The organism is Vibrio sp. 970 (genome assembly GCF_033339075.1).
Genome location: NZ_JAWOTW010000024.1, coordinates 1 through 22,877 on the forward strand (window position 1 = coordinate 1; position 22,877 = coordinate 22,877).

General features: G+C 45.4%; 18 protein-coding genes and 1 pseudogene. 12 read left to right on the forward strand and 7 right to left on the reverse strand.

Annotated features, from left to right (window positions below; translation table 11 throughout):
- The 4 genes and pseudogenes from R7Q11_RS22725 to R7Q11_RS22740 form a co-directional block, all read left to right on the forward strand.
- Positions 1-71, forward strand: a pseudogene (locus tag R7Q11_RS22725) (elongation factor Tu); the annotation flags it as partial.
- A gap of 331 nt (positions 72-402) precedes the next feature.
- Entirely contained in the window at positions 403-591 is a 189-nt protein-coding gene (locus R7Q11_RS22730) for a (2Fe-2S)-binding protein (protein ID WP_005381360.1), read from the forward strand.
- A gap of 93 nt (positions 592-684) precedes the next feature.
- Positions 685-1,161 carry a bacterioferritin gene (gene bfr, locus R7Q11_RS22735; protein ID WP_005381359.1) on the forward strand — a complete coding sequence of 159 codons (477 nt, stop codon included), beginning with the start codon at positions 685-687 and terminating at the stop codon, positions 1,159-1,161.
- 206 nt (positions 1,162-1,367) lie between these two features.
- Positions 1,368-2,645, forward strand: coding sequence for a malic enzyme-like NAD(P)-binding protein (locus tag R7Q11_RS22740; protein ID WP_005381358.1), 1,278 nt, complete (start codon positions 1,368-1,370; stop codon positions 2,643-2,645).
- Positions 2,646-2,757: 112 nt separating this feature from the next.
- On the opposite strand, the gene metJ is transcribed toward R7Q11_RS22740, so the two are convergent.
- Positions 2,758-3,078: a met regulon transcriptional regulator MetJ gene (metJ, locus tag R7Q11_RS22745; RefSeq protein ID WP_005381353.1), complete on the reverse strand. Its 321-nt coding sequence runs from the start codon at positions 3,076-3,078 to the stop codon at positions 2,758-2,760.
- 225 nt (positions 3,079-3,303) lie between these two features.
- On the opposite strand from metJ, the gene R7Q11_RS22750 reads away from it, so the two are divergent.
- The 3 genes from R7Q11_RS22750 to metF all read left to right on the forward strand — a co-directional run bounded on the left by R7Q11_RS22750 (position 3,304) and on the right by metF (position 8,053).
- Positions 3,304-4,464, forward strand: coding sequence for an O-succinylhomoserine (thiol)-lyase (locus R7Q11_RS22750; protein ID WP_005382793.1), 1,161 nt, complete (start codon positions 3,304-3,306; stop codon positions 4,462-4,464).
- Positions 4,465-4,479: 15 nt separating this feature from the next.
- Complete coding sequence (locus tag R7Q11_RS22755; RefSeq protein ID WP_225466742.1) at positions 4,480-6,888, forward strand: bifunctional aspartate kinase/homoserine dehydrogenase II; 2,409 nt, start codon at positions 4,480-4,482, stop codon at positions 6,886-6,888.
- A gap of 262 nt (positions 6,889-7,150) precedes the next feature.
- Positions 7,151-8,053, forward strand: a complete 903-nt coding sequence (gene metF / locus R7Q11_RS22760) for a methylenetetrahydrofolate reductase (RefSeq protein ID WP_005381345.1) — start codon at positions 7,151-7,153, stop codon at positions 8,051-8,053.
- A gap of 70 nt (positions 8,054-8,123) precedes the next feature.
- On the opposite strand, the gene R7Q11_RS22765 is transcribed toward metF, so the two are convergent.
- The 3 genes from R7Q11_RS22765 to argE form a co-directional block, all read right to left on the reverse strand.
- The gene (locus R7Q11_RS22765) at positions 8,124-8,663 is read right to left on the reverse strand and encodes a PadR family transcriptional regulator (protein WP_005382791.1); all 540 of its coding nucleotides are present in this window, start codon (positions 8,661-8,663) and stop codon (positions 8,124-8,126) included.
- Between the two features lie 425 nt (positions 8,664-9,088).
- Positions 9,089-11,722 (reverse strand): phosphoenolpyruvate carboxylase, encoded by a 2,634-nt coding sequence (ppc, locus tag R7Q11_RS22770; protein ID WP_086047071.1) that lies wholly within the window; start codon positions 11,720-11,722, stop codon positions 9,089-9,091.
- Between the two features lie 272 nt (positions 11,723-11,994).
- On the reverse strand, positions 11,995-13,131 hold the full coding sequence (gene argE / locus R7Q11_RS22775) for an acetylornithine deacetylase (RefSeq protein WP_171346293.1): 1,137 nt from the start codon (positions 13,129-13,131) through the stop codon (positions 11,995-11,997).
- Positions 13,132-13,275: 144 nt separating this feature from the next.
- Here argE and argC point away from each other — a divergent pair, with 144 nt between their 5' ends.
- From argC to argH, 4 genes are all read left to right on the forward strand, one after another.
- Positions 13,276-14,280: an N-acetyl-gamma-glutamyl-phosphate reductase gene (argC, locus tag R7Q11_RS22780; protein ID WP_017633525.1), complete on the forward strand. Its 1,005-nt coding sequence runs from the start codon at positions 13,276-13,278 to the stop codon at positions 14,278-14,280.
- A 21-nt stretch (positions 14,281-14,301) separates the two neighbouring features.
- The gene (argB, locus tag R7Q11_RS22785) at positions 14,302-15,093 is read left to right on the forward strand and encodes an acetylglutamate kinase (protein ID WP_213908262.1); all 792 of its coding nucleotides are present in this window, start codon (positions 14,302-14,304) and stop codon (positions 15,091-15,093) included.
- Between the two features lie 84 nt (positions 15,094-15,177).
- Complete coding sequence (locus R7Q11_RS22790; RefSeq protein ID WP_005381332.1) at positions 15,178-16,392, forward strand: argininosuccinate synthase; 1,215 nt, start codon at positions 15,178-15,180, stop codon at positions 16,390-16,392.
- Between the two features lie 242 nt (positions 16,393-16,634).
- On the forward strand, positions 16,635-18,509 hold the full coding sequence (argH, locus tag R7Q11_RS22795) for an argininosuccinate lyase (protein WP_005381331.1): 1,875 nt from the start codon (positions 16,635-16,637) through the stop codon (positions 18,507-18,509).
- 194 nt (positions 18,510-18,703) lie between these two features.
- Here argH and R7Q11_RS22800 read toward each other — a convergent pair whose 3' ends face one another.
- From R7Q11_RS22800 to R7Q11_RS22810, 3 genes are all read right to left on the reverse strand, one after another.
- Positions 18,704-18,985, reverse strand: a complete 282-nt coding sequence (locus tag R7Q11_RS22800) for a DUF3624 domain-containing protein (protein WP_017633527.1) — start codon at positions 18,983-18,985, stop codon at positions 18,704-18,706.
- A gap of 372 nt (positions 18,986-19,357) precedes the next feature.
- The gene (locus R7Q11_RS22805; protein WP_136976333.1) at positions 19,358-20,830 is read right to left on the reverse strand and encodes a dihydrolipoyl dehydrogenase; all 1,473 of its coding nucleotides are present in this window, start codon (positions 20,828-20,830) and stop codon (positions 19,358-19,360) included.
- A gap of 191 nt (positions 20,831-21,021) precedes the next feature.
- Positions 21,022-21,750 carry a redoxin family protein gene (locus R7Q11_RS22810; protein ID WP_136976334.1) on the reverse strand — a complete coding sequence of 243 codons (729 nt, stop codon included), beginning with the start codon at positions 21,748-21,750 and terminating at the stop codon, positions 21,022-21,024.
- A gap of 169 nt (positions 21,751-21,919) precedes the next feature.
- On the opposite strand from R7Q11_RS22810, the gene oxyR reads away from it, so the two are divergent.
- Positions 21,920-22,831, forward strand: a complete 912-nt coding sequence (gene oxyR / locus R7Q11_RS22815; RefSeq protein ID WP_005381326.1) for a DNA-binding transcriptional regulator OxyR — start codon at positions 21,920-21,922, stop codon at positions 22,829-22,831.
- Positions 22,832-22,877: the final 46 nt, after the last annotated feature.

Here is a 22,877-nt window from a genome sequence, read left to right on the forward strand (position 1 = left end):
GTCTACGTTTCGCGATCCGTGAAGGTGGCCGTACAGTAGGTGCTGGTGTTGTTGCTAAGATCTTCGACTAATTCATAACGAATTAAACGAAATCTTGCACTGTTCTTCTTTTTGAAGAAAGCGCATCGAAAAGGGAAGCTTAGGCTTCCCTTTTTCATTTCTAGATTACATTTAGTTATAAGTGTTGAAATAAAAGACGTCACTTTTTCGATTTAAAAACAGAGTTTTACCGGCTTTGTTTCTTAACGCTTTTACTCACCCCTCTTAACCTTTTGATCTTTTCCTGCAGCGGTAAAATCGTTATAACCAAATATTCTGAGCGGACACCATAATGCGACTGGTAACAAGAACTATTCTTGTTTATATTGTTTGTCACAGATTAGTTTTATAGGTTTTTTGAGTATGTACGTTTGTCTTTGCCATGGTGTCTCCGACAAAAAAATTAGGAAGTTGGCGATAGATGAAGGCGTAACAGATATTAAAGGAATCAAAAAGTGCACGGCATTGGGCAGCCAATGTGGTAAGTGCATCAGACAGGCCAAGGAAATTTTAGCGGAAACTAGTTACACGGAATTTAAACAAGCCAGCTAATTGCTGTAAGTATGCAGTAATTATTTGCCTTACATTTTGACACCTTCTCATTTGCTTCTACATTTAAATGAAGCCAAAGAGGAGGGTTTTGTCATGAAAGGCGATCCAATCATCATTCAACATCTCAATAAAGTGCTCGGTAACGAGCTCGTCGCTATTAATCAGTATTTTCTTCACGCCAGAATGTATAAAGACTGGGGCTTAAAGCACCTAGCAGACAAGGAATATCACGAATCTATCGATGAGATGAAGCATGCCGATCATCTAATTGAGCGTATTTTGTTCCTTGAAGGCCTACCGAACCTACAAGATTTAGGTAAGTTGATGATTGGTGAAGATACCAAGGAAATGCTCGAGTGTGACTTAAAGCTTGAAATGGCGGCTATTCCAGATTTAAAAGATGCGATTGCCTACGCTGAAGACATTCGAGATTATGTGTCTCGAGATCTCTTCCAAGATATTCTTGAAGATGAAGAAGAACATGTTGATTGGCTAGAGACACAACTTGGCTTGATTGAAATGTCTGGTATTGAGAATTATCTCCAAGCGCAATACGTGGACGAAGAGTAACGATACTTTCTGAGTTTGCATACTCCAATAATAGTAAGAAGAAAGAGCACCTGACTCGAAAATCAGGTGCTTAACCCCGTTATCTGGTCTAATCTCTTTTATTATCGGCTTTTTAAGGATATTGCTCGCAATCTTGCCTATGAAGTTTGATTTCTATCCGATAGAATTTATGCCCCCTTACCTAAAAATAAAAAAGAGAAACGTCCATGTCTGAAGACAACCACCAAGCAGCCACTCCAGAAGAAGAACATCGCCAAAAAGCATTGGATTACCATGCTTATCCAACTCCAGGAAAGATTGCTGTCGAACTGACAAAGCCTGCGGAAACGGCGGGTGATCTTGCCCTTGCATACAGCCCTGGTGTTGCAGAGCCAGTGCGTGAAATCGCACAAAACCCGGATAACGTGTACAAGTACACTGCAAAAGGGAACATGGTTGCTGTTATTTCTAACGGTACCGCTATTCTAGGTCTAGGTAACCTAGGTCCACTTGCATCTAAGCCAGTGATGGAAGGTAAAGCGTTACTGTTTAAGCGTTTCGCAGGTCTTGACTCTATTGATATTGAAGTTAAGCACCGCACGATCGATGAATTTGTTGATACTGTTGCGAGCATTGCAGACACTTTTGGCGGTATCAACCTTGAAGATATTAAAGCACCAGACTGTTTTGAGATTGAAAAACGTTTGATTGAGCGTTGTGATGTACCAGTATTCCACGATGATCAACATGGTACTGCTATTGTAACGGCAGCGGGTATGCTGAATGCAATCGAACTTCAAGGTAAGAAACTTGAAGATTCAACAATTGTTTGTCTTGGCGCTGGCGCTGCCGCTGTAGCGTGTATGGAGCTTCTGATCAAATGCGGTGCAATGCGCGAAAAAATCTACATGCTAGATCGCAAAGGTGTGATTCACACTCGTCGTGATGACCTTAATGAATATAAGCAGTTATTTGCGAACAATACAGATAAGCGCACACTAGAAGACGTAATTGAAGGTGCAGATCTGTTCCTAGGTGTATCTGGTCCAAACCTATTGCCAGCGGAAGCGTTGAAGTTGATGGCAGATAAGCCAATCGTATTCGCATGTTCTAACCCGGATCCTGAAATCAAGCCGGAACTTGCTCACGCAGTTCGTGATGACTTGATCATGGGTACTGGCCGTAGTGATTATCCTAACCAAGTTAACAACGTATTGTGTTTCCCATTCATTTTCCGCGGTGCTCTTGATGTGCGTGCAAGTGAAATCAATGATGAAATGAAACTTGCAGCCGTTGAGGCGATTCGTGAGCTAGCAAAAGAGCCTGTACCTGAAGCCGTATTGAAGGCTGCAGGTGTTGATAAGCTAGAGTTTGGTGCGGACTATATTATTCCAAAACCAATGGATTCACGTTTGCTACCACGTGTTGCAAAAGCGGTTGCTCAGGCGGCGGTTAATTCAGGTGTAGCTCGTATCGAGATGCCTGAAAACTACATGGCAGAGTAATATATCTTTCAGATGTGATACACAAAAATGGGACGCTATTGCGTCCCATTTTTTATGTCATTCATTTGGCTCGAGGCAAGAGTTATTACCTGAAACCTCTTATCAGGCTTTTTTATTCTTCGTCGAATGACTCAAATTCGATGCCCATTTCCGTCATCAGCGCTTTTACTTCTGTTGGAATATCATCAGGACGGTCTTTACGAAGGTCTTCATCTGTCGGAAGTGGCTGACCTGTGTACGCGTGCAAAAATGCCTCGCATAGCAATTCACTATTGGTTGCATGGCGTAAGTTATTGATCTGACGGCGAGTACGCTCATCAGTTAGCACCTTTAAAACTTTTAGCGGGATAGAGACGGTAATTTTTTTTACTTGTTCGCTTTTTTTGCCGTGCTCTGCATATGGGCTAATGTATTCGCCATTCCAGTCAGCCATTGCACACCTTCATTTATGTAATCGGTTAAAAATAATTTAGGTGCTGATTTTAGCTGCATTTACCGCCATAAGCAAAGACATATAGACGTCTAGAAGTGTTGACGTCTCATTTTTTGACGAGTAAAGTGAACATAACAGCAAAGGAAGCGTGTTGATCACTTTATGTTACTCATTAGATATAGCGCATTCCTATTTAGAAGTCATTACCCGTGAAAGGATACACCCATGAGCACTCGCAAACCTGCGACCATTGCAGTACGCACTGGTATTGAATCAGACAGCCAATATCATGCTGTCGTTCCACCTATTTATCTTTCCACTAACTATGGTTTTCCTGCTTTTGGTGAAGTGCCCAAGTATGATTACACACGATCTGGTAATCCAAACCGCGGACTGTTGGAAAGTGCGCTATCTGAACTTGAGTCTGGAAAAGGAGCGGTTGTTACTAACTGCGGTACGTCGGCATTAAATTTATGGGTTTCCGCTTTTCTCGGCCCAGATGATCTCATTATTGCTCCTCACGATTGTTATGGTGGTACCTATCGTCTTTTTAATACCCGAGCTAACAAAGGCGATTTTAAGGTTCAGTTTGTCGATCAATCAGACGAACAGGCTTTAGATGCTGCATTGGCACAAAAACCAAAACTCATTTTGCTAGAAACTCCGTCAAACCCTCTGGTTCGCGTAGTGGATATTGCAGCTACTTGTGAAAAAGCGAAACAAATCGGCGCGTTAGTTGCGGTGGACAATACCTTTTTGACACCCGTGTACCAAAAACCTTTAGAGCTAGGTGCGGATTTTGTTATCCACTCCACAACAAAGTACATCAACGGTCATTCGGACGTAATTGGTGGGGTAATCATCACCAACACAGAAGCGCATGCAGAAGAGCTTGCATGGTGGGGTAATTGTATTGGTGCAACGGGCACACCTTTCGATAGTTACATGACACTGCGAGGTATTCGTACGCTTGCTGCTCGTATGAGAGTACATGAAGAGAGCTCACAGCAGGTACTAGCTTACCTACAGAAACAAGCGTTAGTTAAAACTATCTATCATCCAAGCCTGCCGGAACATCCAGGTCACGACATTGCTAAAAAGCAGCAAACGGGCTTTGGCTCTATGTTGAGTTTTGAGTTTGCTGGTTCGTTTGAGCAGTTAAAGGTGTTTGTGAAAGAGCTCCAACTGTTTTCATTAGCAGAGTCATTAGGTGGTGTAGAAAGTTTGATTTGCCACCCAGCATCCATGACGCACCGTGCAATGGGTGAGGAGGCGCTGGCGGAGGCTGGGGTCTCTCATCAACTATTGCGTTTGTCTGTCGGTTTGGAAGATGCACAAGACCTCATCACAGATTTAGAACAAGCGTTCGCTAAAGCTACCCAGTAATAGGAGACGATAACAATGACTGTACAACGTCAGCTGCATAAGTTTGGTGGCAGTAGCTTAGCAAACCCAGAATGCTACTTACGCGTTGTGGGTATTCTCAAGGAGTATTCGACAGAAAATGATCTGGTGGTCGTCTCTGCTGCAGGAAAAACCACTAATCGCTTGATTGAGTTTTTGGAAGGGTTAAATAAAGATGGCCGAATTGCGCATGAAGCGCTTCAAAGCTTGAGACAGTTCCAAACTGAGCTAATAGAAAGCTTGTTGGAGAGTGAAGCAAAAGAAGAGCTGTTAGCTTTATTACATGATGAGTTCAGTACTCTCTCGGAGCTGACTGCACCACTCACTAATGCGCAAAAAGCCGCGGTACTGGGGCACGGAGAAGTATGGTCTGCTCGCCTATTGGCCGCGTTATTATCTCAACGTTCTATCCCTGCGGTTGCACAAGATGCACGAGCGTTTTTACGTGCAGAAGCGGGAACTCAACCAGAGGTTGATCGCGCTCGTTCATACCCTTTAATTAAAGAGATCCTCGCGCAGCATAACCATAAACGTGTGGTAATTACTGGCTTTATGGCTCAGAACGAGGCAGGAGAAACCATTCTACTTGGTCGTAACGGCTCTGACTATTCTGCAACGGTCATAGGCGCGCTTGCTGAAGTCAGTACTGTCACGATTTGGAGTGATGTTGCTGGTGTTTATAGTGCCGATCCACGTTTGGTGTCTGACGCTTGTTTATTACCGTTACTTCGATTGGATGAAGCCAGTGAACTTGCTCGCTTAGCTGCCCCAGTGCTACACAGTCGTACGCTTCAGCCTGTGGCGCAAAGTACCATGGATCTTAATCTCAAGTGTAGCTATCTGCCAGAGTCGGGTTCTACTCGTATTGAGCGTGTATTGGCATCTGGTCGTGGCGCTAAAATTATTACTTCACTGGATGATGTTTTATTGGTGCAGTTGTCTTTCATGCATGGGCACGACTTCGAAAAAACACAGAGTGATGTATTACAAGCGTTGCAGCGCGCGCAATTAGAGCCACTGGCATTTGAAGCTCAATCCGATCAGTACACGCTACGCTTGGCTTACACCGCAGAAATCGCCGGTGGTGCATTGAAATACTTGCAAGAGCTTGCGGTAGAGGCAGAAATTAAGCTAAAAGAAGGTTACTCGCTCTTAGCTGCGGTAGGTGCAGGCGTTACGAAAAACGCCAATCATTGCTTTGGCTTTTATCAAAAGCTAAAGCACTCTCCGGTAGAATTTATCTCTGAAACAGACTCAGGGCTGAGCCTAGTCGCTGTTTTGCGCCGTACTGATACCGAGGCGTTGGTTCAAACGATTCATAGCCAGTTGTTCCAAGCGCAAAAACGCGTGGCAGTGGCTTTATGTGGCAAGGGTAATATTGGTTCTAGTTGGTTAAATTTATTTGCGACGCAAAAAAGTGAGCTCGAAAAACGTCATGGTATGAGCTTTGATCTTGTCGCGGTTGTGGATAGCCAAACCTATTGGTTCGATGAGCAAGGTATTGAGGCGGCGAGTGTTGCTGAACGATTTGATGATGAAAGCATATCCAACAATGGGGATTGGCTGGCACGTTTGGGAGCGCTTAAAAGCTATGATGAAGCCGTCGTGCTTGATGTTACCGCGAGTAAAGAGTTAGCTCAGCGCTACGTAGAAATCGCACAGCAAGGCATTCATTTGATTTCCGCTAACAAAGTGGCCGGTTCCGCAGATAGTCAGTACTACCATCAGGTTCAAGATGCATTCGCTAAAATTGGTCGTCATTGGCTATACAACGCAACGGTTGGTGCTGGGTTACCGATAAACCATACCGTGCGAGATCTTCGTGAAAGTGGGGATGAAATCGTCGCTCTATCGGGTATTTTCTCGGGGACGTTATCATGGCTGTTCCAACAGTTTGATGGTTCTGTGCCATTTAATGATTTAGTCGATCTTGCTTGGCAGCAAGGGTTAACCGAACCTGACCCTCGTTCTGATTTAGATGGCTCCGATGTAATGCGTAAGTTAGTCATCTTGGCTCGAGAATCGGGCCTAGATATAGAACCAGACAGCGTTAAAGTTGAGTCTTTGGTGCCAGAAGAATTAAGAGAACTGAGCTTAGATGATTTCTTCGATAATGGAGCGTTGTTGAGTGAAATACTTCAAGAGCGTCTGACAAAAGCACAGAGAAACGATCAAGTGCTTCGCTATGTGGCGCGTTTAGAAAAAAATGGTAAAGCAACGGTGGGAGTCGAAGCGTTATCTCGTGAGCACGCGCTCGCCAACTTATTGCCATGCGATAACATTTTTGCCATAGAGAGCAAGTGGTACAAAGATAACCCTCTGGTCATTCGAGGACCAGGCGCAGGCAGAGAAGTGACAGCTGGCGCTATTCAATCCGACCTCAACCGATTGGCTGGTTTATTTTAAAGTTGCGATTGACCTAAAAACCCTGGAATTAATCCAGGGTTTTTTATTCCCCTATCAGTGCCATACTGAAGTCATAACCCGTGCAAAATGGCGAGATGATGCTCAAGTAGAAACTTGAACTATCTTCATTATTAACGTGAGAAAAATTCATAATTACAAGGTTGACATTAAATCGTATTCAATACATTCTGTAGACATATAGACGTCTAAACGTCGATTTTAAGGATTTGTTTTCGTGGCGGAGTGCCGCAGGGAGAGTAAGATGGGATATACGCACGCAGGCCATATCGACGCCTTGAACCAGAATATTGCTGAGTTATCAGATAACATCAATGTATCGTTTGAGTTTTTTCCGCCAAGCAGCGCTAAGATGGAAGAAACACTTTGGAATTCAGTGCACCGTCTTAAAACGCTTCAACCTAAATTTGTTTCTGTGACTTACGGTGCGAACTCCGGCGAGCGTGACAGAACACACTCCATCATTAAAGAAATTAAAGCAACAACCGGATTGGTTGCCGCTCCCCATCTCACTTGTATTGATGCGACTCGTGAAGAGTTGATTAATATTGCCGATGATTATTGGAACAATGGTATTGAAAATATCGTCGCTCTGCGTGGTGATATTCCTCCAGGTGGCGGTGCGCCTGATATGTATGCCTCGGATTTGGTTGAGCTGCTGAAATCACGCCACGATTTCGATATCTCCGTTGCTGCATTCCCTGAGGTTCACCCTGAAGCTAAAAGCGCTCAGTCTGACTTATTGAACCTAAAACGTAAGGTAGATGCAGGTGCAAACCGTGCTATTACTCAGTTCTTTTTTGACGTTGAGTCTTACCTGCGATTCCGTGACCGTTGTGTCGCAGCAGGAATTGACGTAGAAATTGTGCCAGGAATTTTGCCTGTATCGAACTTTAAGCAAGCTTCTCGCTTTGCGGCACAGAACAACGTGAAAGTACCAGGATGGATGAGCAAACAATTCGATGGTTTGGATGATGATCCGGTGACTCGCCAGCTTGTAGGAGCTAGCCAAGCTATTGATATGGTGCGTGTACTGAGTCGTGAAGGGGTTAAGGACTTTCACTTCTACACACTAAACCGTGCAGAGATGACTTACGCGTTATGCCATACGTTGGGTGTTCGTCCTCGCGCAGTAGTCGGTGCGTAAATCTGGTTTCAAAAAGATAAAAGGCTTGCCAAGTGGCAAGCCTTTTTCGTTTTATCAAAGCAAAAGGAGTTTAACCAATCACTTCAAGTTCAGTTAGAACTTCTTCTGCCCAAGTGATCCAAGTTTCACGTAACAGAAGGTTACGGCGAAGCGTTAGACGTTCTAGGCGAGCTTGTTTATCTAAAGTTGACGGCGTTGCGTAGTAAGCAGCTTCAATTTCTTTGTAGTGAGAAACCAGTTTGCGAGACTCTTCAACTAGCTCGGCGAGTTGGTCACGGAATGGAGCTGCAGGTTGAACGGCACATGCCATCAATTTCGCTGAAAACTCATCACGAACTGTTGGGTGTGCAGTTGGTTGATCAAACCACTCTCCTAAAGCGCTGCGACCAGCGTCTGTAATGGAGTAAACCTTGCGGTCTGGTTTGCCTTCTTGGGGTTCTAATACGCAAGTAACCAGTTCTTTCTCAGCCATTTTGTTGAGTTCACGGTACACCTGTTGGTGGCTTGCTTTCCAGAAGTAACCGATGCTAGCAGAGAATTCTTTAGTGATATCGTAACCGGTTGCGTCGCGAGTGCTAAGAACAGTTAAGATTACGTGTGGTAATGACATGTCTTCAATCCAAATGGTCAATAAACTTGTAAACAAGCTACTTATACTTTCAGCTGCGCTCTTACTGGCACTTGAGTTTTTTAATGTATAAGTAGCACCAACAATGTTGGTCCTGTCACCTTAAAGCCGTTTATCACCTAGAGAGATGGGGAGTCCCATCAAGGCTGGAGCAGGTATGATTGGATTTATGAGCTCTCAGCAGGCAAGTAGTATATAAATAATAAGCATGAAGTGGAATAGTAGGACAAAATTACCCTAAAAAACTAACATAATAATCAATAGTGTTAACTTGTGGTTTTTTATTCTTTTATTTTGGTATTTTTTGGGTCTCTAGTGGTGTATTTAACTGCTTTTGTTTTGTTGCGATTATCCTGTGATAAAAAAAAGCTGAGCATTTGCCCAGCTTTTTATTAAAAATGAAACGATTAGCCTGTGTTGCGCATACCAGCAGCAATACCAGCAATCGTCACCATCAACGCTTCTTCCAAGTTTGCAGAAGCTTCTTCGGTTTGACGCGTGCGGTATAGTAGCTCTGCTTGTAGCATATTCAATGGCTCAACGTAGATATTGCGTAAGCGAATCGACTCGAGTCCCCAAGGGTCATGCTGCATCAAGTTTTCATTGTTCTCTACATTCAGTACCGCTTTGATGTCTTCTTGAAGCTGAGCACGAAGCTTTTCACCGAGTGGACGGAGCGACTCATCCACCAATCGCTCATCGTAGTAGCGAGAGATATCAATATTACACTTCGAGTACACCATTTCCAGCATGCCGAGACGAGTTGAGAAAAATGGCCATTCGCGGCACATCTCTTCGAGCAATGCTTGGTGGCCTTTATCGATCGAGTATTGAATCGCTTCACCTGCGCCTAGCCATGCAGGAAGTACCAAACGGTTTTGACTCCATGAGAAGATCCACGGGATTGCACGTAAGCTTTCTACTCCGCCCTTAGGGTTGCGTTTTGCAGGACGAGAACCAAGTGGCAACTTGCCGAGTTCGAGTTCTGGTGTTGCTTGGCGGAAGTAAGGCACGAAATCTGGCTCGCCACGAACCACATTTCGGTAAGACTCACAGCTTACTTCTGATAGCACTTCCATCAAGTCGCGCCATTCTTGTTTTGGCTCCGGTGGCGGTAACAAGTTGGCTTCCAGAATCGCACTTGCGTATAGGTTAAAGCTGTTTACTGCGACATCTGGGAGACCCAGTTTAAAGCGGATCATCTCGCCTTGCTCTGTTACACGTAAACCGCCTTTCAAGCTTTTTGGTGGTTGCGACAAAAGCGCAGCATGCGCAGGTGCGCCACCGCGACCGACTGTGCCCCCACGACCATGGAATAGAGTTAGCTCAACGCCTTCTTCTTCAGCCACTTTAACTAACGATTCCATCGCATGATACTGAGCCCAACCTGCAGACATAACACCTGCATCTTTCGCTGAGTCAGAGTAACCAATCATGACCATCTGGTGGTTTTGGATAAAACCACGGTAAAGGTCAATCCCCATAAGCTGCTTGATGACCGATTCCGCGTTGTTCAAATCGTCTAGCGTTTCGAACAGAGGACACACATCCATGCGGTAAGGGCAACCAGCTTCTTGTAGCAGTAGATGAACGGCTAGTACGTCAGAGGCGGTACGTGCCATTGAAATAACGTAAGCGCCAAACGCTTCACGCGGTTGTGCTGCAACAATCTTGCAGGTATCCAAAACCTCTTTGACGGGTTCAGACGGTTCCCAATCACGAGGGAGAAGCGGACGTTTAGATGCCAGCTCGTTAGTTAGAAAAGCAATCTTATCTTGCTCATTCCATTGTTCGTAATCACCAATACCTAAGTAGCGAGTTAGTTCAGACAAGACGTCTGAGTGACGCGTGCTCTCTTGGCGGATATCAAGACGTACAAGATGGATACCAAATGCTTTTACGCGGCGTAGTGTATCCAGTAATGAGCCGTTGGCTATTACACCCATGCCACATTCGTTTAGTGACTGGTAGCAGGCATACAACGGTTCCCAAAGTTGCTCGACTTTTTGCAGTGGTGCTTTAACGGCCAGTTTTTGACCGTGGATCTTAGCATCGAGAATATCTTTGGTTTCATTGAGCAGAGTGCGTAATTGCTTCAGGATCGCACGGTATGGTTCGTGCTGATCTTCGCCAGCAAGCTCACGGACTTGATCGTTTGAAACTGTCATAGACAGCTCGCTGATCAACTCGTTGATGTCATTGAGATAAAGATCGGCGGCTTTCCAACGAGACAATAGTAAGACTTCACGCGTAACGTTGTGAGTAACAAACGGGTTACCGTCACGGTCACCGCCCATCCAAGAGGAGAAGTGCACTGGGCGAGCATCAATGGGTAAACCTTCTCCAAGGTAAGATTTTAGACGGTCATTCATCTCACGTAGGAAGTCAGGTACTGCTTCCCATAGCGAGTTTTCAACGACCGCAAAGCCCCACTTTGCTTCATCCAACGGAGTAGGGCGTTGTTGTCGAATCACGTCTGAATGCCAGCCTTGGGCAATCAGTTGCTCTAGGCGGCGTTCGGTTTTTCTGCGCTCTTTAGAAGAAAGATCGCTTAGCTCCAACTTTGATAAGCACTCGTTTATCTTGACCAGTTTGTTGATCATCGTACGGCGCGTAATTTCTGTTGGGTGAGCCGTCAATACCAATTCAATATTTAGATCACGAACCGCTTGGGCAGTGTCCAGTTTGCTCACATCATTTTGTACCAGTTTAGAAAACAGCGAGTTAATCGCGTCTGGTTCACAAATGTGCTCTTCACAATGGCGTGAAATCGTGTGGTATTGCTCAGCGATATTGGTGAGGTTTAGAAATTGGTTAAACGCGCGAGTAACGGGCGTTAGCTGCTCATCAGGTAGATGTTTGATTTCTTCGATCAAGCTGTCCCTGTCTGCTTGATTCCCTGCTTGAGCTGATTTGGATAATTTACGAATGGTTTCCACTTTCTCGAAGATTTCTTCGCCATGGGCATCGCGAATGGTGTTACCCAATAAGTGGCCTAACATGCGCACATTACTTTTGAGTGCGGCGTATTTCTCGTTCATTGTCGTCCTGCCTCGTAAAAAAACTACATCCATTGTCCTTGTTAAGACTCCAATCTAGCGAAAAGCACCAGTTATAGTCAAATAAAGCAGACTAAGTTTGCAATTATTCCGCTGTCTCCTGATTTAGAGCAAATTTACGGCAGCCATAGAGTAAGAAGTGAAAATTAATTACAAAATAACAAGTTAAATAAGTGTTAAGACTAGCGCTAAATTGTGAAGATAAAAAGATGCAGCTCAATCGAGCTGCACAGACTTTTGAGCTTAAACGCGTATTAACAGCAGTACTTGACCATTGCCTTTGAAAGCACATCAATTGTGGGGTCGATAAAGTCGAAGGATAGAAACTCATCCGGTTGATGGGCTTGGTCGATTGACCCAGGGCCGAGCACCAAGGTTGGACACAACTGTTGTAGAAATGGTGCTTCAGTACAATAGTTCACGGTTTCTGAACTGGTTTGGCAGATCTCTTCAACACCACCGATAAATGGGTGGTCATGTTGGCATTCGTAACCCGGAATAGGCTCATGCAATGGAATAATCTCCAGTCTCCCAGGCCATTTCGCTTCGACTTCTTTTAATGCTCCGCGCAACATGTTCTCTAAACCATCAAGGCTAATGCCGGGAAGAGGACGCACGTCGTAATGCAGCTCACAGCAACCACAAATACGGTTAGCGCTGTCACCACCGTGAATGTGTCCAAGATTTAGGGTAGGGCTTGGAATGGCAAAACCCGGATGCTGATATTCTTTAATCAATTTGTCACGCAGTTGCATCATGGCGAACATGACTTCATGCATGATCTCAATAGCGTTAACGCCAAGCGCTGGGTCCGATGAGTGACCGGACTTGCCTGTTACGCGAATGGCATTTGCCACATGCCCTTTATGACCTCGAATTGGTACAAGGCTGGTGGGTTCACCAATGATGCAGTAATCCGGCTTAAATGGGGCGTTTGCTGTGAAATGTCGCGCGCCCAACATGGTGGTCTCTTCGTCACAAGTGGCTAATACGTAGAGTGGTTTGCTCTGCTTGCTCCAATCGACTTTCTTCACTGCTTCATAAATAAAGGCGAAAAAGCCTTTCATGTCTGCTGTGCCTAAACCGTAGAAGCGGTTGTCTTTTTCCGTCAGTTTATGCGGATCAAAATTCCATCGCCCTTGATCGAATGGCACGGTATCACTATGGCCAGCAAGTAAAAGGCCACCTTCTCCCTCTCCCATACGTGCGATCATATTGTGCTTGCCTGGCTCGACTTCGATCACTTCAACGCTAAAACCCAGATCTTTAAACCAAGATGCGAGTTTTTCGATGACTTTTGCATTGCCCTGATCCCAGCTCGGATCCGTGGAGCTGATAGAAGAGGTGCTGATGAGTCCTTCATAGACCTCTAGAAAAGTTGGTAATTGCATGGATTCTTCAAATCTCCTGTTGACAGACAGACCACAAAAATGTAAAACACATATTAAATCATATTTAATGAATAAAAAATCAAAATAAAGCAAAAATTAAATATGAATAGTCATTTGAGCCTTTAAGTATATGGATGTCACACAATGCTAAAAACCACGATTATTGGAGCCAGCGGTTACACCGGCGCAGAGTTAGCGTTAATGGTTAATAAACACCCACAACTCACGCTATCAGGTTTATACGTTTCCGCCAACAGTGTTGATGCGGGAAAGAGCATCGCGCAGCTGCACGGTAAGCTAGCGGGCATCATTGATATGCCAGTTTTACCACTAACGGATCCACTGCAAATCGCTCAAGAATCGGACGTGGTGTTTTTGGCAACGGCTCACGAAGTCAGCCATGATTTAGCCCCAACTTTCTTGGAGGCAGGCTGTCAGGTATTCGATTTATCGGGTGCATTCCGTGTGAAAAGTGAAGGCTTTTACGACACTTTTTATGGCTTCGCACATCAACATAACAACTGGCTAGATAAAGCAGCATACGGCTTAGCTGAGTGGAACCAAGAATCAATAAAAACCACTCCTTTGATTGCAGTAGCAGGTTGCTACCCAACCGCTTCACAGCTTGCAATCAAACCTTTATTAGAACATGCGTTGCTCGATACCAACCAATGGCCAGTGATCAACGCAACCAGTGGTGTATCAGGTGCAGGGCGTAAAGCCTCCATGGTTAACAGCTTCTGTGAAGTGAGCTTGCAACCCTATGGTGTATTTAACCATCGTCACCAGCCAGAGATTGCTCAGCACTTGGGTTGCGATGTGATTTTTACTCCGCACCTCGGCAACTTTAAACGCGGCATTCTTGCCACTATCACCATGAAGCTTGCGCAAGGTGTGACAGAAGCACAAGTGGCACAGGCGTTTGAACAAGCTTATCAAGGCAAGCCTGCGGTGCGTCTTAAAGGCGACGGTATTCCACGTATTCAGGATGTCGAAAATACCCCTTTCTGTGATATCGGCTGGAAGGTACAAGGCGAACACATCATTGTGATTTCAGCTATCGACAACCTACTTAAAGGTGCATCGAGTCAAGCGATGCAATGTCTCAATATTCATTACGGTTACCCAGAACTGACAGCGTTGCTGTAGTCGTTGAAAGAGGGAAATGCGATGACGCAAACCAATCAAGCTCCTTTAGTCATTAAGCTAGGTGGTGCAGCTCTATCATGCACTCAAACCTTAAGCCAACTTTTTGGTGCCATTGCGGCTTACCAAAAATTGGCACAGCGACAAATCGCCATCGTTCATGGCGGTGGCTACCTAGTTGATGAGTTGATGGCAAAGCTTCAGCTTGAAACCGTAAAGAAAAACGGTTTACGCGTAACGCCTTACGATCAAATTCCTGTGATTGCAGGCGCGCTTGCAGGCACTGCGAATAAGTTACTTCAAGGTCAAGCGATTGCGGACGGTCTTAACGCTGTGGGCCTTAGCCTTGCGGATGGTGGTTTGTGTCTTGTTGAAGAACTTGACCCAGAACTCGGCGCGGTAGGCAAAGCATCACCGGGTGATTCAGCACTATTACAAGCGGTGCTAAACACAGGTGCACTGCCGATCATCAGTTCAATTGGTTTAACCAAAGATGGCCAGATGATGAATGTGAATGCTGATCAAGCAGCAGTCGCGGTTGCGGGCGCATTAGATGCGGAGTTAGTCCTGTTATCAGACGTGAGTGGTGTATTAGATGGAAAAGGCCATTTGATCAAAACCCTGTCAGAGCAGCAAGCTAACTCGTTGATCGATGGACATGTGATCACCGATGGCATGATCGTCAAAGTTAAAGCCGCTTTGGAGGCCGCCAATGATCTTGGCCGTCCAATTGAAGTCGCGACCTGGCGTTACCCAGAAAAATTAGCACAGTTATTCGCTGGTGAAAGTATTGGTACTCAATTCTTGCCTCAATAAGCATCAGCAAAAGAATTCAATATTAGGAAGTCGTAGTTGGCACTGACCGCCGAGCGCAGCGCCAGTTAAGTTTGGAGAAAAAACATGAGCAAAGTGAACGTAAATAAAGTGGTAGTCGCATACTCAGGCGGTCTAGATACTTCAGTAATTATCCCGTGGCTAAAAGAGAACTACGACTGTGAAGTAGTGGCTTTCGTTGCCGATGTTGGTCAAGGTGCCGAAGAGCTAGAAGGCATTGAAGCGAAAGCAAAAGCCTCTGGTGCTTCTGAGTGTTACATCGCGGACTTGAAAGAAGAAATGGTCGCAGACTACATTTACCCAACGCTAAAAACCGGCGCGTACTACGAAGGTAAGTACCTGCTAGGTACATCAATGGCGCGTCCAATCATTGCCAAAGCGCAGGTTGAAGTGGCACGTAAAGTGGGCGCGGACGCTCTGTGTCATGGCTGTACAGGTAAAGGTAACGACCAAGTACGTTTTGAAGGCGCATTCGCAGCACTAGCACCGGACTTACAAGTGATTGCACCTTGGCGTGAGTGGGACCTAGTGAGCCGTGAAGAGTGTTTGGATTACCTAGCTGAGCGTAATATTCCTTGCTCTGCGTCTCTTACTAAGATCTATTCACGTGATGCAAACGCATGGCACATTTCGACGGAAGGCGGCGTTTTAGAAGATACGTGGAACGCACCAAACGAAGACTGCTGGGTGTGGACTGTCGACCCAGAGCAAGCGCCAAATGAAGCGGAATACGTCACGCTGAAAGTAGAAAAAGGTGAAGTGGTCGAAGTTGATGGTGAAGTGATGACACCATATAACGCACTGGTTTACCTAAACGAGAAGGGCGCTAAGCACGGTGTTGGCCGTATCGATATCGTGGAAAACCGTCTTGTTGGGATGAAGTCTCGTGGTTGTTATGAAACACCGGGAGGCACCATCATGATGGAAGCGCTGCGTGCTGTAGAGCAGCTTGTGCTAGACAAATCATCATTCGAATTCCGTGAGGAGCTAGGTCTAAAAGCGTCTCACCTTGTATACGATGGCCGTTGGTTTACGCCACTATGTAAATCGATCCTTGCCGCTTCAGAAGAGCTAGCGCAAGACGTTAACGGTGAAGTGGTTGTTAAGCTCTACAAAGGTCAAGCGACAGTGACGCAAAAACGTTCTGACAACAGCTTGTATTCAGAAGAGTTCGCGACTTTTGGTGAAGATGAAGTTTACGACCAAAGCCATGCAGGTGGGTTCATCCGTCTTTACTCGCTATCAAGCCGTATTCGTGCATTGAACAGCCAGAAGAAATAATCCATTAACATCCATCTTGGATTGAATAAAGACCCGCCATTTATAGGCGGGTCTTTTGGTTTCTAAAAGCGAGTATCTAAAGTTTATTTGAATATATATGTAAAAATATTGAATTTATACTTTATTTTTTATCGAAATTGCCGTAACGTTGACCCATAAGAAAAAGTGAGCAAATGACCATCAAATTGGTTACTACTCATTCGAGAACGTTAGAGTAAGCAATAGTCATCAGGAGAGACGCAATGGCATTATGGGGCGGAAGATTTACCCAAGCGGCAGACACCAGATTTAAAGAGTTCAATGATTCGTTGCGTTTTGACTACCGATTGGCTGAGCAAGACATCGTAGGTTCAATCGCATGGTCTAAAGCTCTGCTTTCTGTTGATGTGCTATCGGCAGAAGAACAGCAAAAACTGGAACTTGCTTTAAATGAGCTGAAGTTAGAAGTGATGGAAGACCCTCACCAAATTCTTCGCTCTGATGCAGAAGATATCCACTCTTGGGTTGAACAGCAGCTAATCAGTAAAGTGGGAGATTTAGGTAAAAAACTCCACACTGGGCGTTCTCGGAATGACCAAGTCGCCACAGACTTGAAACTTTGGTGTCGTCAGCAAGGTCAGCAATTATTGATTGCTTTAGATCGCCTACAAGCACAAATGGTCCATGTTGCTAAACAGCACCAAGGCACCGTATTGCCAGGCTATACTCATCTTCAGCGTGCTCAACCTGTAACCTTTGCTCACTGGTGCTTGGCTTATGTTGAAATGTTCGAGCGTGACTACTCTCGTCTGAATGATGCCTTACAGCGTCTCGACACTTGTCCACTTGGCTCGGGTGCTTTAGCGGGAACGGCTTATCCGATTGATCGCGAACAATTAGCACATAATCTCGGTTTCCACCGTGCTACGCGTAATTCACTCGATTCGGTTTCAGATCGTGATCATGTGATGGAACTGATGTCGGTGGCGTCGATTTCTATGCTGCACCTTTCTCGTCTTGCAGAAGATATGATCTTCTACAATTCAGGCGAGTCAAACTTCATTGAGTTAGCGGATACGGTGACATCTGGTTCGTCATTAATGCCACAGAAGAAAAACCCAGATGCACTTGAGTTGATCCGTGGTAAGACAGGGCGTGTCTATGGCGCATTATCGAGCATGATGATGACAGTTAAAGCCTTGCCATTGGCGTACAACAAAGACATGCAGGAAGATAAAGAAGGGTTGTTTGACGCTTTAGATACATGGAACGACTGCATGGAAATGGCAGCTCTGTGTTTTGACGGTATTAAAGTGAATGGCGAGCGCACACTAGAAGCGGCGAAACAAGGTTACGCAAACTCGACGGAGTTAGCTGATTACCTAGTGGCGAAAGGCATCCCATTCCGTGAAGCTCACCACATCGTCGGTGTCGCGGTCGTTGGTGCTATTGCTAAAGGTTGTGCGCTAGAAGAGCTGTCTATCGAAGAGTTAAAAGCCTTCTCAGAAGTCATTGAAGCGGATGTGTATGACATTCTGACTATCGATTCGTGTTTGGAAAAGCGTTGTGCTTTGGGTGGTGTTTCGCCTCATCAGGTCGCTTACGCGGTAGAACAAGCGGATAAGCGCCTGAGCCAGCGTGACAGCTCGGCGGTGAAAGTGCGTCCTGCACGTTTGACGGACATTGAAACGTTGGAAGGTATGGTTGCTTACTGGGCGAACCTTGGTGAGAATCTTCCGCGCTCTCGTAATGAGCTCGTGAGAGATATTGGCTCTTTCGCGGTGGCTGAGCATCATGGTGAAGTGACGGGTTGCGCTTCTCTATATGTGTATGACTCAGGGTTGGCTGAAATACGCTCTCTTGGTATCGAAGCGGGCTGGCAAGGCCAAGGGCAGGGCAGTGCGATTGTGAACTATTTGGTTGAGAAAGCGCGCCAGATGGCGATCAAGAAAGTCTTTGTTCTAACGCGAACGCCTGAGTTCTTTATGAAGCAAAGCTTTTTACCGACATCGAAGTCATTACTGCCGGAGAAAGTTCTGAAAGATTGCGATCAGTGCCCACGTCAACATGCATGTGATGAGGTAGCGCTTGAGATCAATTTAATGGAGCAAGTGATCCAAAAAACGCATGTGGCATGAACTGAAGTTGTGGAGTGATTTTATTAGCATTCAATGACATAGTCATTTTCCTGTTTACTTACATCAGTATTCGCTAAAAAAATCGAAAAAATTTGGAACCTTTGAGAGGAAGCCCGGTCTATTAAAGTACCACTGCTTTTTCTTAGAAGAATCTAAGAGAGCCCCAGAACTGACATTGGTTTTGGGGCTTTTTTCTATCTGTCACTTTTCTCTTTTTTATTCGCCTTTTTTTGTCCCCGTCGACGCTGCCAAGGCAAGATGACAAAACGCATCCATAAGTGTAAAAACAACAAAACGTTGAAAGCGAAGCCGGCAAAGATCAAAGCGATCGACTCGATGCTTTGTGGATCATCTTTGAGCGTAAACCACCACACAATCCAACACAGTACAGAAAGTACCGTCAATTGATCCAAGCATCGTTGGCAACGTCCAAGTTTTTTCCAAAACCAATGTTCCTCGCAGCGGCGACAAGTCATAGTGTTTTCCAAACCATTAGTGTTGCTTCAGATTATATATCTAACTAAATGGTGGAAAGCGTTTCTTACACGGGCTTAGAGCGCCATGACCCAACCAAAAATGGAAAGTTAGCTTTGTAAAAGCTTTGTGGCACGTAATTGATGTATGGTGCGCTGTCAGTCTTTAGCAGGAAATATAATGATGTCGACAGAGTTGAAACTTGCGCTGAGTATCGCTGGTGGGTTCTTTATGATCGGTGTTGTCGCGATTTGTATGGTCAGCCGCTATGCAATGATGGCAGCGTAAGAGAGATTTCATTGCGCCGAAGTAGTAAAGCAAAGCCTCGTTGATGACGAGGCTTTGCTTTATATTTAGATAGAAGCCTGAAAGCGTTAGCAGCCAGGGCCGCAGTCAAGACAATGTTTCACCATTTCTGGCCCTAAGTGTAGTTTTGCATTCAAATCACGTAGAGCGGTGCGGACGCCTTCTTCAATCACTGGGTGATAGAAGGGCATATCTAACATCTCAGAAATCGTCATCCTATTTTGGTGCGCCCACGCTAAAAGGTGCGCAAGATGCTCTGCATTCGGGCCCATCATTTCTGCACCTAAAAAACGTCCAGTGCCTTGCTCTCCGTAGACATGCAGAATACCTTTATTACGAAGCATGACGCGCGAACGTCCTTGATTTTCAAACGAGACTTCACCGGTTGCGAAACATCCACATGTGCCTAGACGTGTTTCTAGTTGTTTATATGTTTCGCCAACCATAGCAATTTGAGGGTCGGAGAACACGGCTGAAATTGGTGAGCGACGCAGACCCGCACGAATATCTGGGAAACGGCCTGCGTTGTCTCCAGCAATACGGCCTTGGTCAGCGGCTTCGTGCAGCAGTGGAATTTGGTTACTTGCATCACCTGCGATGAAGATGCTCTCTACCGAAGTTTGCAATGTATAGTGATCCGCCGTTGGTACGCCACGTTCATCGAGAGCCACATTGGTGTTCTCGATCGCCAGCTTATCGACGTTTGGACGACGACCCGTTGCGGCCAATACGTAATCGACAACGAAAGTTTCTAATTCGCCATCATGGTTGATGAATTGGATTTCGACCTTGTCTTCGCCGTCATTGTCTGACGAAGCAATGCGTTTCATGCTTTCGACTTTTACATCTGCATCAAGGTAGAACTCTTCCTTAAAGGCTTTATCTGCATACGTCATCACCTCTGGGTCTGTCAGTGGGCCCACTTGTCCTCCAAGGCCAAAGAGCTTCACGTTCACTCCTAGGCGGTGTAAAGCCTGACCCAATTCAAGGCCGATGACTCCTGGGCCAAATACTGCCACGGACTCTGGTAAGTCATCCCAGTCAAATACATCATCGTTAATCACTAGGCGATCACCCAGTTCATTCCAAGCTGCCGGATATGTCGGACGAGATCCTGTCGCAATAACAATGCGCTGTGCGGTGACCTGAGTATGATCATCTATGATGAGAGTGTGGTCATCGGCAAACTTCGCGTAGCCCGATAGTTTGTCTTCAGCGGGAATATCATCGACACTTTCAAGCACAAAGCCAACAAAACGATCGCGTTCGCGCTTTACACGATCCATAACTTCTCGTCCGTTAATTCGTACTTCACCTTGCGGGTGTATCCCAAATCCAGGTGCTTTTTCGATTTGATGAACACTTTCTGCTGCCGCAATTAACAGCTTAGACGGCATGCATCCGACACGAGCACAGGTTGTTCCGTAGGGACCGCCCTCAATCATTACCACGCTGTTGGTATGAGCTTTTGCTGCTCGATAAGCACCAAGACCAGCCGTACCGCCACCAATAATCGCTACGTCGACATTTACTTGTTTCATCGTGAACTCTCGCTTTTGTTTTAAGCCAAGCTAGCTACATTGAGCTTGGAGAGTGAATTGGATAGTTGAATCTGGATAAGTAGTCACCTTAGTGGCAGATGACTATTTATCTAGACTAGTAGAAAAAGTGGTTTAGGGTTGGCCTCCGAGCCAAAAGGCACCGGAGACCGAGGGTGTAGGCTATGGACAGCTTAGCCTAGATACGCTTCTAGCTCTTCGCTACCGCCGATATGCTTGCCACCGATAAAGACTTGTGGAACAGTCGTGCGACCAGATATAGCTCGTAGACTAACTGTTGTTGCGTCTTTACCCAGAATCACTTCTTCATATTGAAGACCGTGGTCAATCAGATTTTGTTTCGCTTTCATACAGAAAGGGCAGCCTGGTTTAGTGAACACCGTGATGGACTCTTGCGTTTTGTAGTCAGGCGCTATGTAGTTCAGCATCGTATCTGCGTCTGACACCTTGAATGGGTCGCCTGGTTCGTTTGGCTCAATGAACATTTTTTCCACTACGCCATCTTTTACTAGCATGCTGTAACGCCATGAACGTTTGCCAAAGCCGATGTCGTTTTTATCCACTAACATACCCATGCCATCGGTGAATTCACCATTACCATCCGGGATGAAGGTAATGTTTTCTGCTTCTTGGTCTTGTTTCCATGCATTCATCACGAACGTATCATTGACCGAGACACAAATAATCTCATCCACTCCGTGCTCTTTAAATACAGGGAACAATTCGTTGTAACGAGGTAGATGGCTTGATGAACAGGTTGGAGTAAATGCACCCGGTAAGCTAAATACGATAACGGTCTTACCTTTAAATAGCTCATCGGTCGTTACATTCACCCAAGAGTCACCTTGACGAACTGGAAAAGTAACTTGAGGGATTTGTTGACCTTCTTTAGATACAAACATAATGATTTCCTTTAACTATTTTAAATTATGCGTATAGAGCTTAGCGTTTTTCGTCGCTCTGTTTCGTTTTGTTGAGCCCATTATTGTAAAAATTCTTTGATAGCTCTAATCGTTTGGTGTTATGGTTTTGATAGGTATTAGCTATTGTTAAAGAAGCGAAGCGTGAATTATGAATATTCGAGATTTTGAGTACTTAGTTGCACTTGCGGAACATAAGCACTTTCGCAAAGCGGCAGAGGCATGTTTTGTTAGCCAGCCAACATTGAGTGGGCAAATTCGTAAACTAGAGGACGAACTCGGGACCACGCTTTTAGAGCGAAGCAGCCGACGTGTTTTGTTTACCGATTCAGGGTTACAGCTGGTGGAGCAGGCTAAACGCATCTTAAGTGAAGTGAAAACCTTCAGAGATATGGCAAGCGGTCAAAGCGGAGCCATGACTGGACCGATGCATATTGGTTTCATCCCGACGGTTGGGCCTTATCTACTACCCAAAATTCTGCCGCAGATAAAAGAAGCATTTCCTGAGCTGGAGCTATTTCTGCACGAAGCTCAAACACATCAATTAGTGCGTCAATTGGAAGAAGGCAAACTAGATTGCTTAGTTTTAGCTTCGGTTGATGAAACTGCGCCATTTAAAGAGATCGAAGTGTATCAAGAGCCATTAAGTGTCGCAGTGCCATGTGACCACGAGTGGGCCTCTCTCGACCATGTTGATATGTTGGAGCTGAATGGTAAAACCGTTTTAGCGTTGGGAGACGGCCACTGTCTGCGAGATCAAGCGTTAGGTTTTTGTTTTGCCGCTGGTGCAAAAGACGATGAGCGTTTTAAAGCCACCAGCTTGGAGACGTTACGCAACATGGTTGCTGCCGGTGCGGGGATTACGTTATTGCCTCAGCTTTCTATCCCTAATGAGAAGCAAAAAGATGGCGTATGCTACGTACCAGCTGTTAACCCAACGCCCTCGCGTAATATCGTTCTCGTATACCGTCCGGGCTCACCATTACGAGCTAGGTTTGAAGCTTTAGCAGCGAAGATTAAAGAGGTGTTGGCTTCTTATCCATCATTGAATGCTGCAGCATAAAAAGCAGAAATAAAAAAGGGAGAGCTTGATGCTCTCCCTTGTGCTT

What these genes read in the sequence shown, in the direction of transcription:
- metF (WP_005381345.1), top strand. Translation starts at nt 7,151, where the DNA reads ATGGGATATACGCACGCAGGCCATATCGACGCCTTGAACCAGAATATT.
- R7Q11_RS22810 (WP_136976334.1), bottom strand. Translation starts at nt 21,750, where the DNA reads ATGTTTGTATCTAAAGAAGGTCAACAAATCCCTCAAGTTACTTTTCCA.
- argC (WP_017633525.1), top strand. Translation starts at nt 13,276, where the DNA reads ATGCTAAAAACCACGATTATTGGAGCCAGCGGTTACACCGGCGCAGAG.
- R7Q11_RS22765 (WP_005382791.1), bottom strand. Translation starts at nt 8,663, where the DNA reads ATGTCATTACCACACGTAATCTTAACTGTTCTTAGCACTCGCGACGCA.
- R7Q11_RS22750 (WP_005382793.1), top strand. Translation starts at nt 3,304, where the DNA reads ATGAGCACTCGCAAACCTGCGACCATTGCAGTACGCACTGGTATTGAA.
- R7Q11_RS22800 (WP_017633527.1), bottom strand. Translation starts at nt 18,985, where the DNA reads ATGACTTGTCGCCGCTGCGAGGAACATTGGTTTTGGAAAAAACTTGGA.
- R7Q11_RS22790 (WP_005381332.1), top strand. Translation starts at nt 15,178, where the DNA reads ATGAGCAAAGTGAACGTAAATAAAGTGGTAGTCGCATACTCAGGCGGT.
- R7Q11_RS22740 (WP_005381358.1), top strand. Translation starts at nt 1,368, where the DNA reads ATGTCTGAAGACAACCACCAAGCAGCCACTCCAGAAGAAGAACATCGC.
- argB (WP_213908262.1), top strand. Translation starts at nt 14,302, where the DNA reads ATGACGCAAACCAATCAAGCTCCTTTAGTCATTAAGCTAGGTGGTGCA.
- R7Q11_RS22730 (WP_005381360.1), top strand. Translation starts at nt 403, where the DNA reads ATGTACGTTTGTCTTTGCCATGGTGTCTCCGACAAAAAAATTAGGAAG.
- bfr (WP_005381359.1), top strand. Translation starts at nt 685, where the DNA reads ATGAAAGGCGATCCAATCATCATTCAACATCTCAATAAAGTGCTCGGT.
- argE (WP_171346293.1), bottom strand. Translation starts at nt 13,131, where the DNA reads ATGCAATTACCAACTTTTCTAGAGGTCTATGAAGGACTCATCAGCACC.
- R7Q11_RS22755 (WP_225466742.1), top strand. Translation starts at nt 4,480, where the DNA reads ATGACTGTACAACGTCAGCTGCATAAGTTTGGTGGCAGTAGCTTAGCA.
- metJ (WP_005381353.1), bottom strand. Translation starts at nt 3,078, where the DNA reads ATGGCTGACTGGAATGGCGAATACATTAGCCCATATGCAGAGCACGGC.
- R7Q11_RS22805 (WP_136976333.1), bottom strand. Translation starts at nt 20,830, where the DNA reads ATGAAACAAGTAAATGTCGACGTAGCGATTATTGGTGGCGGTACGGCT.
- ppc (WP_086047071.1), bottom strand. Translation starts at nt 11,722, where the DNA reads ATGAACGAGAAATACGCCGCACTCAAAAGTAATGTGCGCATGTTAGGC.
- argH (WP_005381331.1), top strand. Translation starts at nt 16,635, where the DNA reads ATGGCATTATGGGGCGGAAGATTTACCCAAGCGGCAGACACCAGATTT.
- oxyR (WP_005381326.1), top strand. Translation starts at nt 21,920, where the DNA reads ATGAATATTCGAGATTTTGAGTACTTAGTTGCACTTGCGGAACATAAG.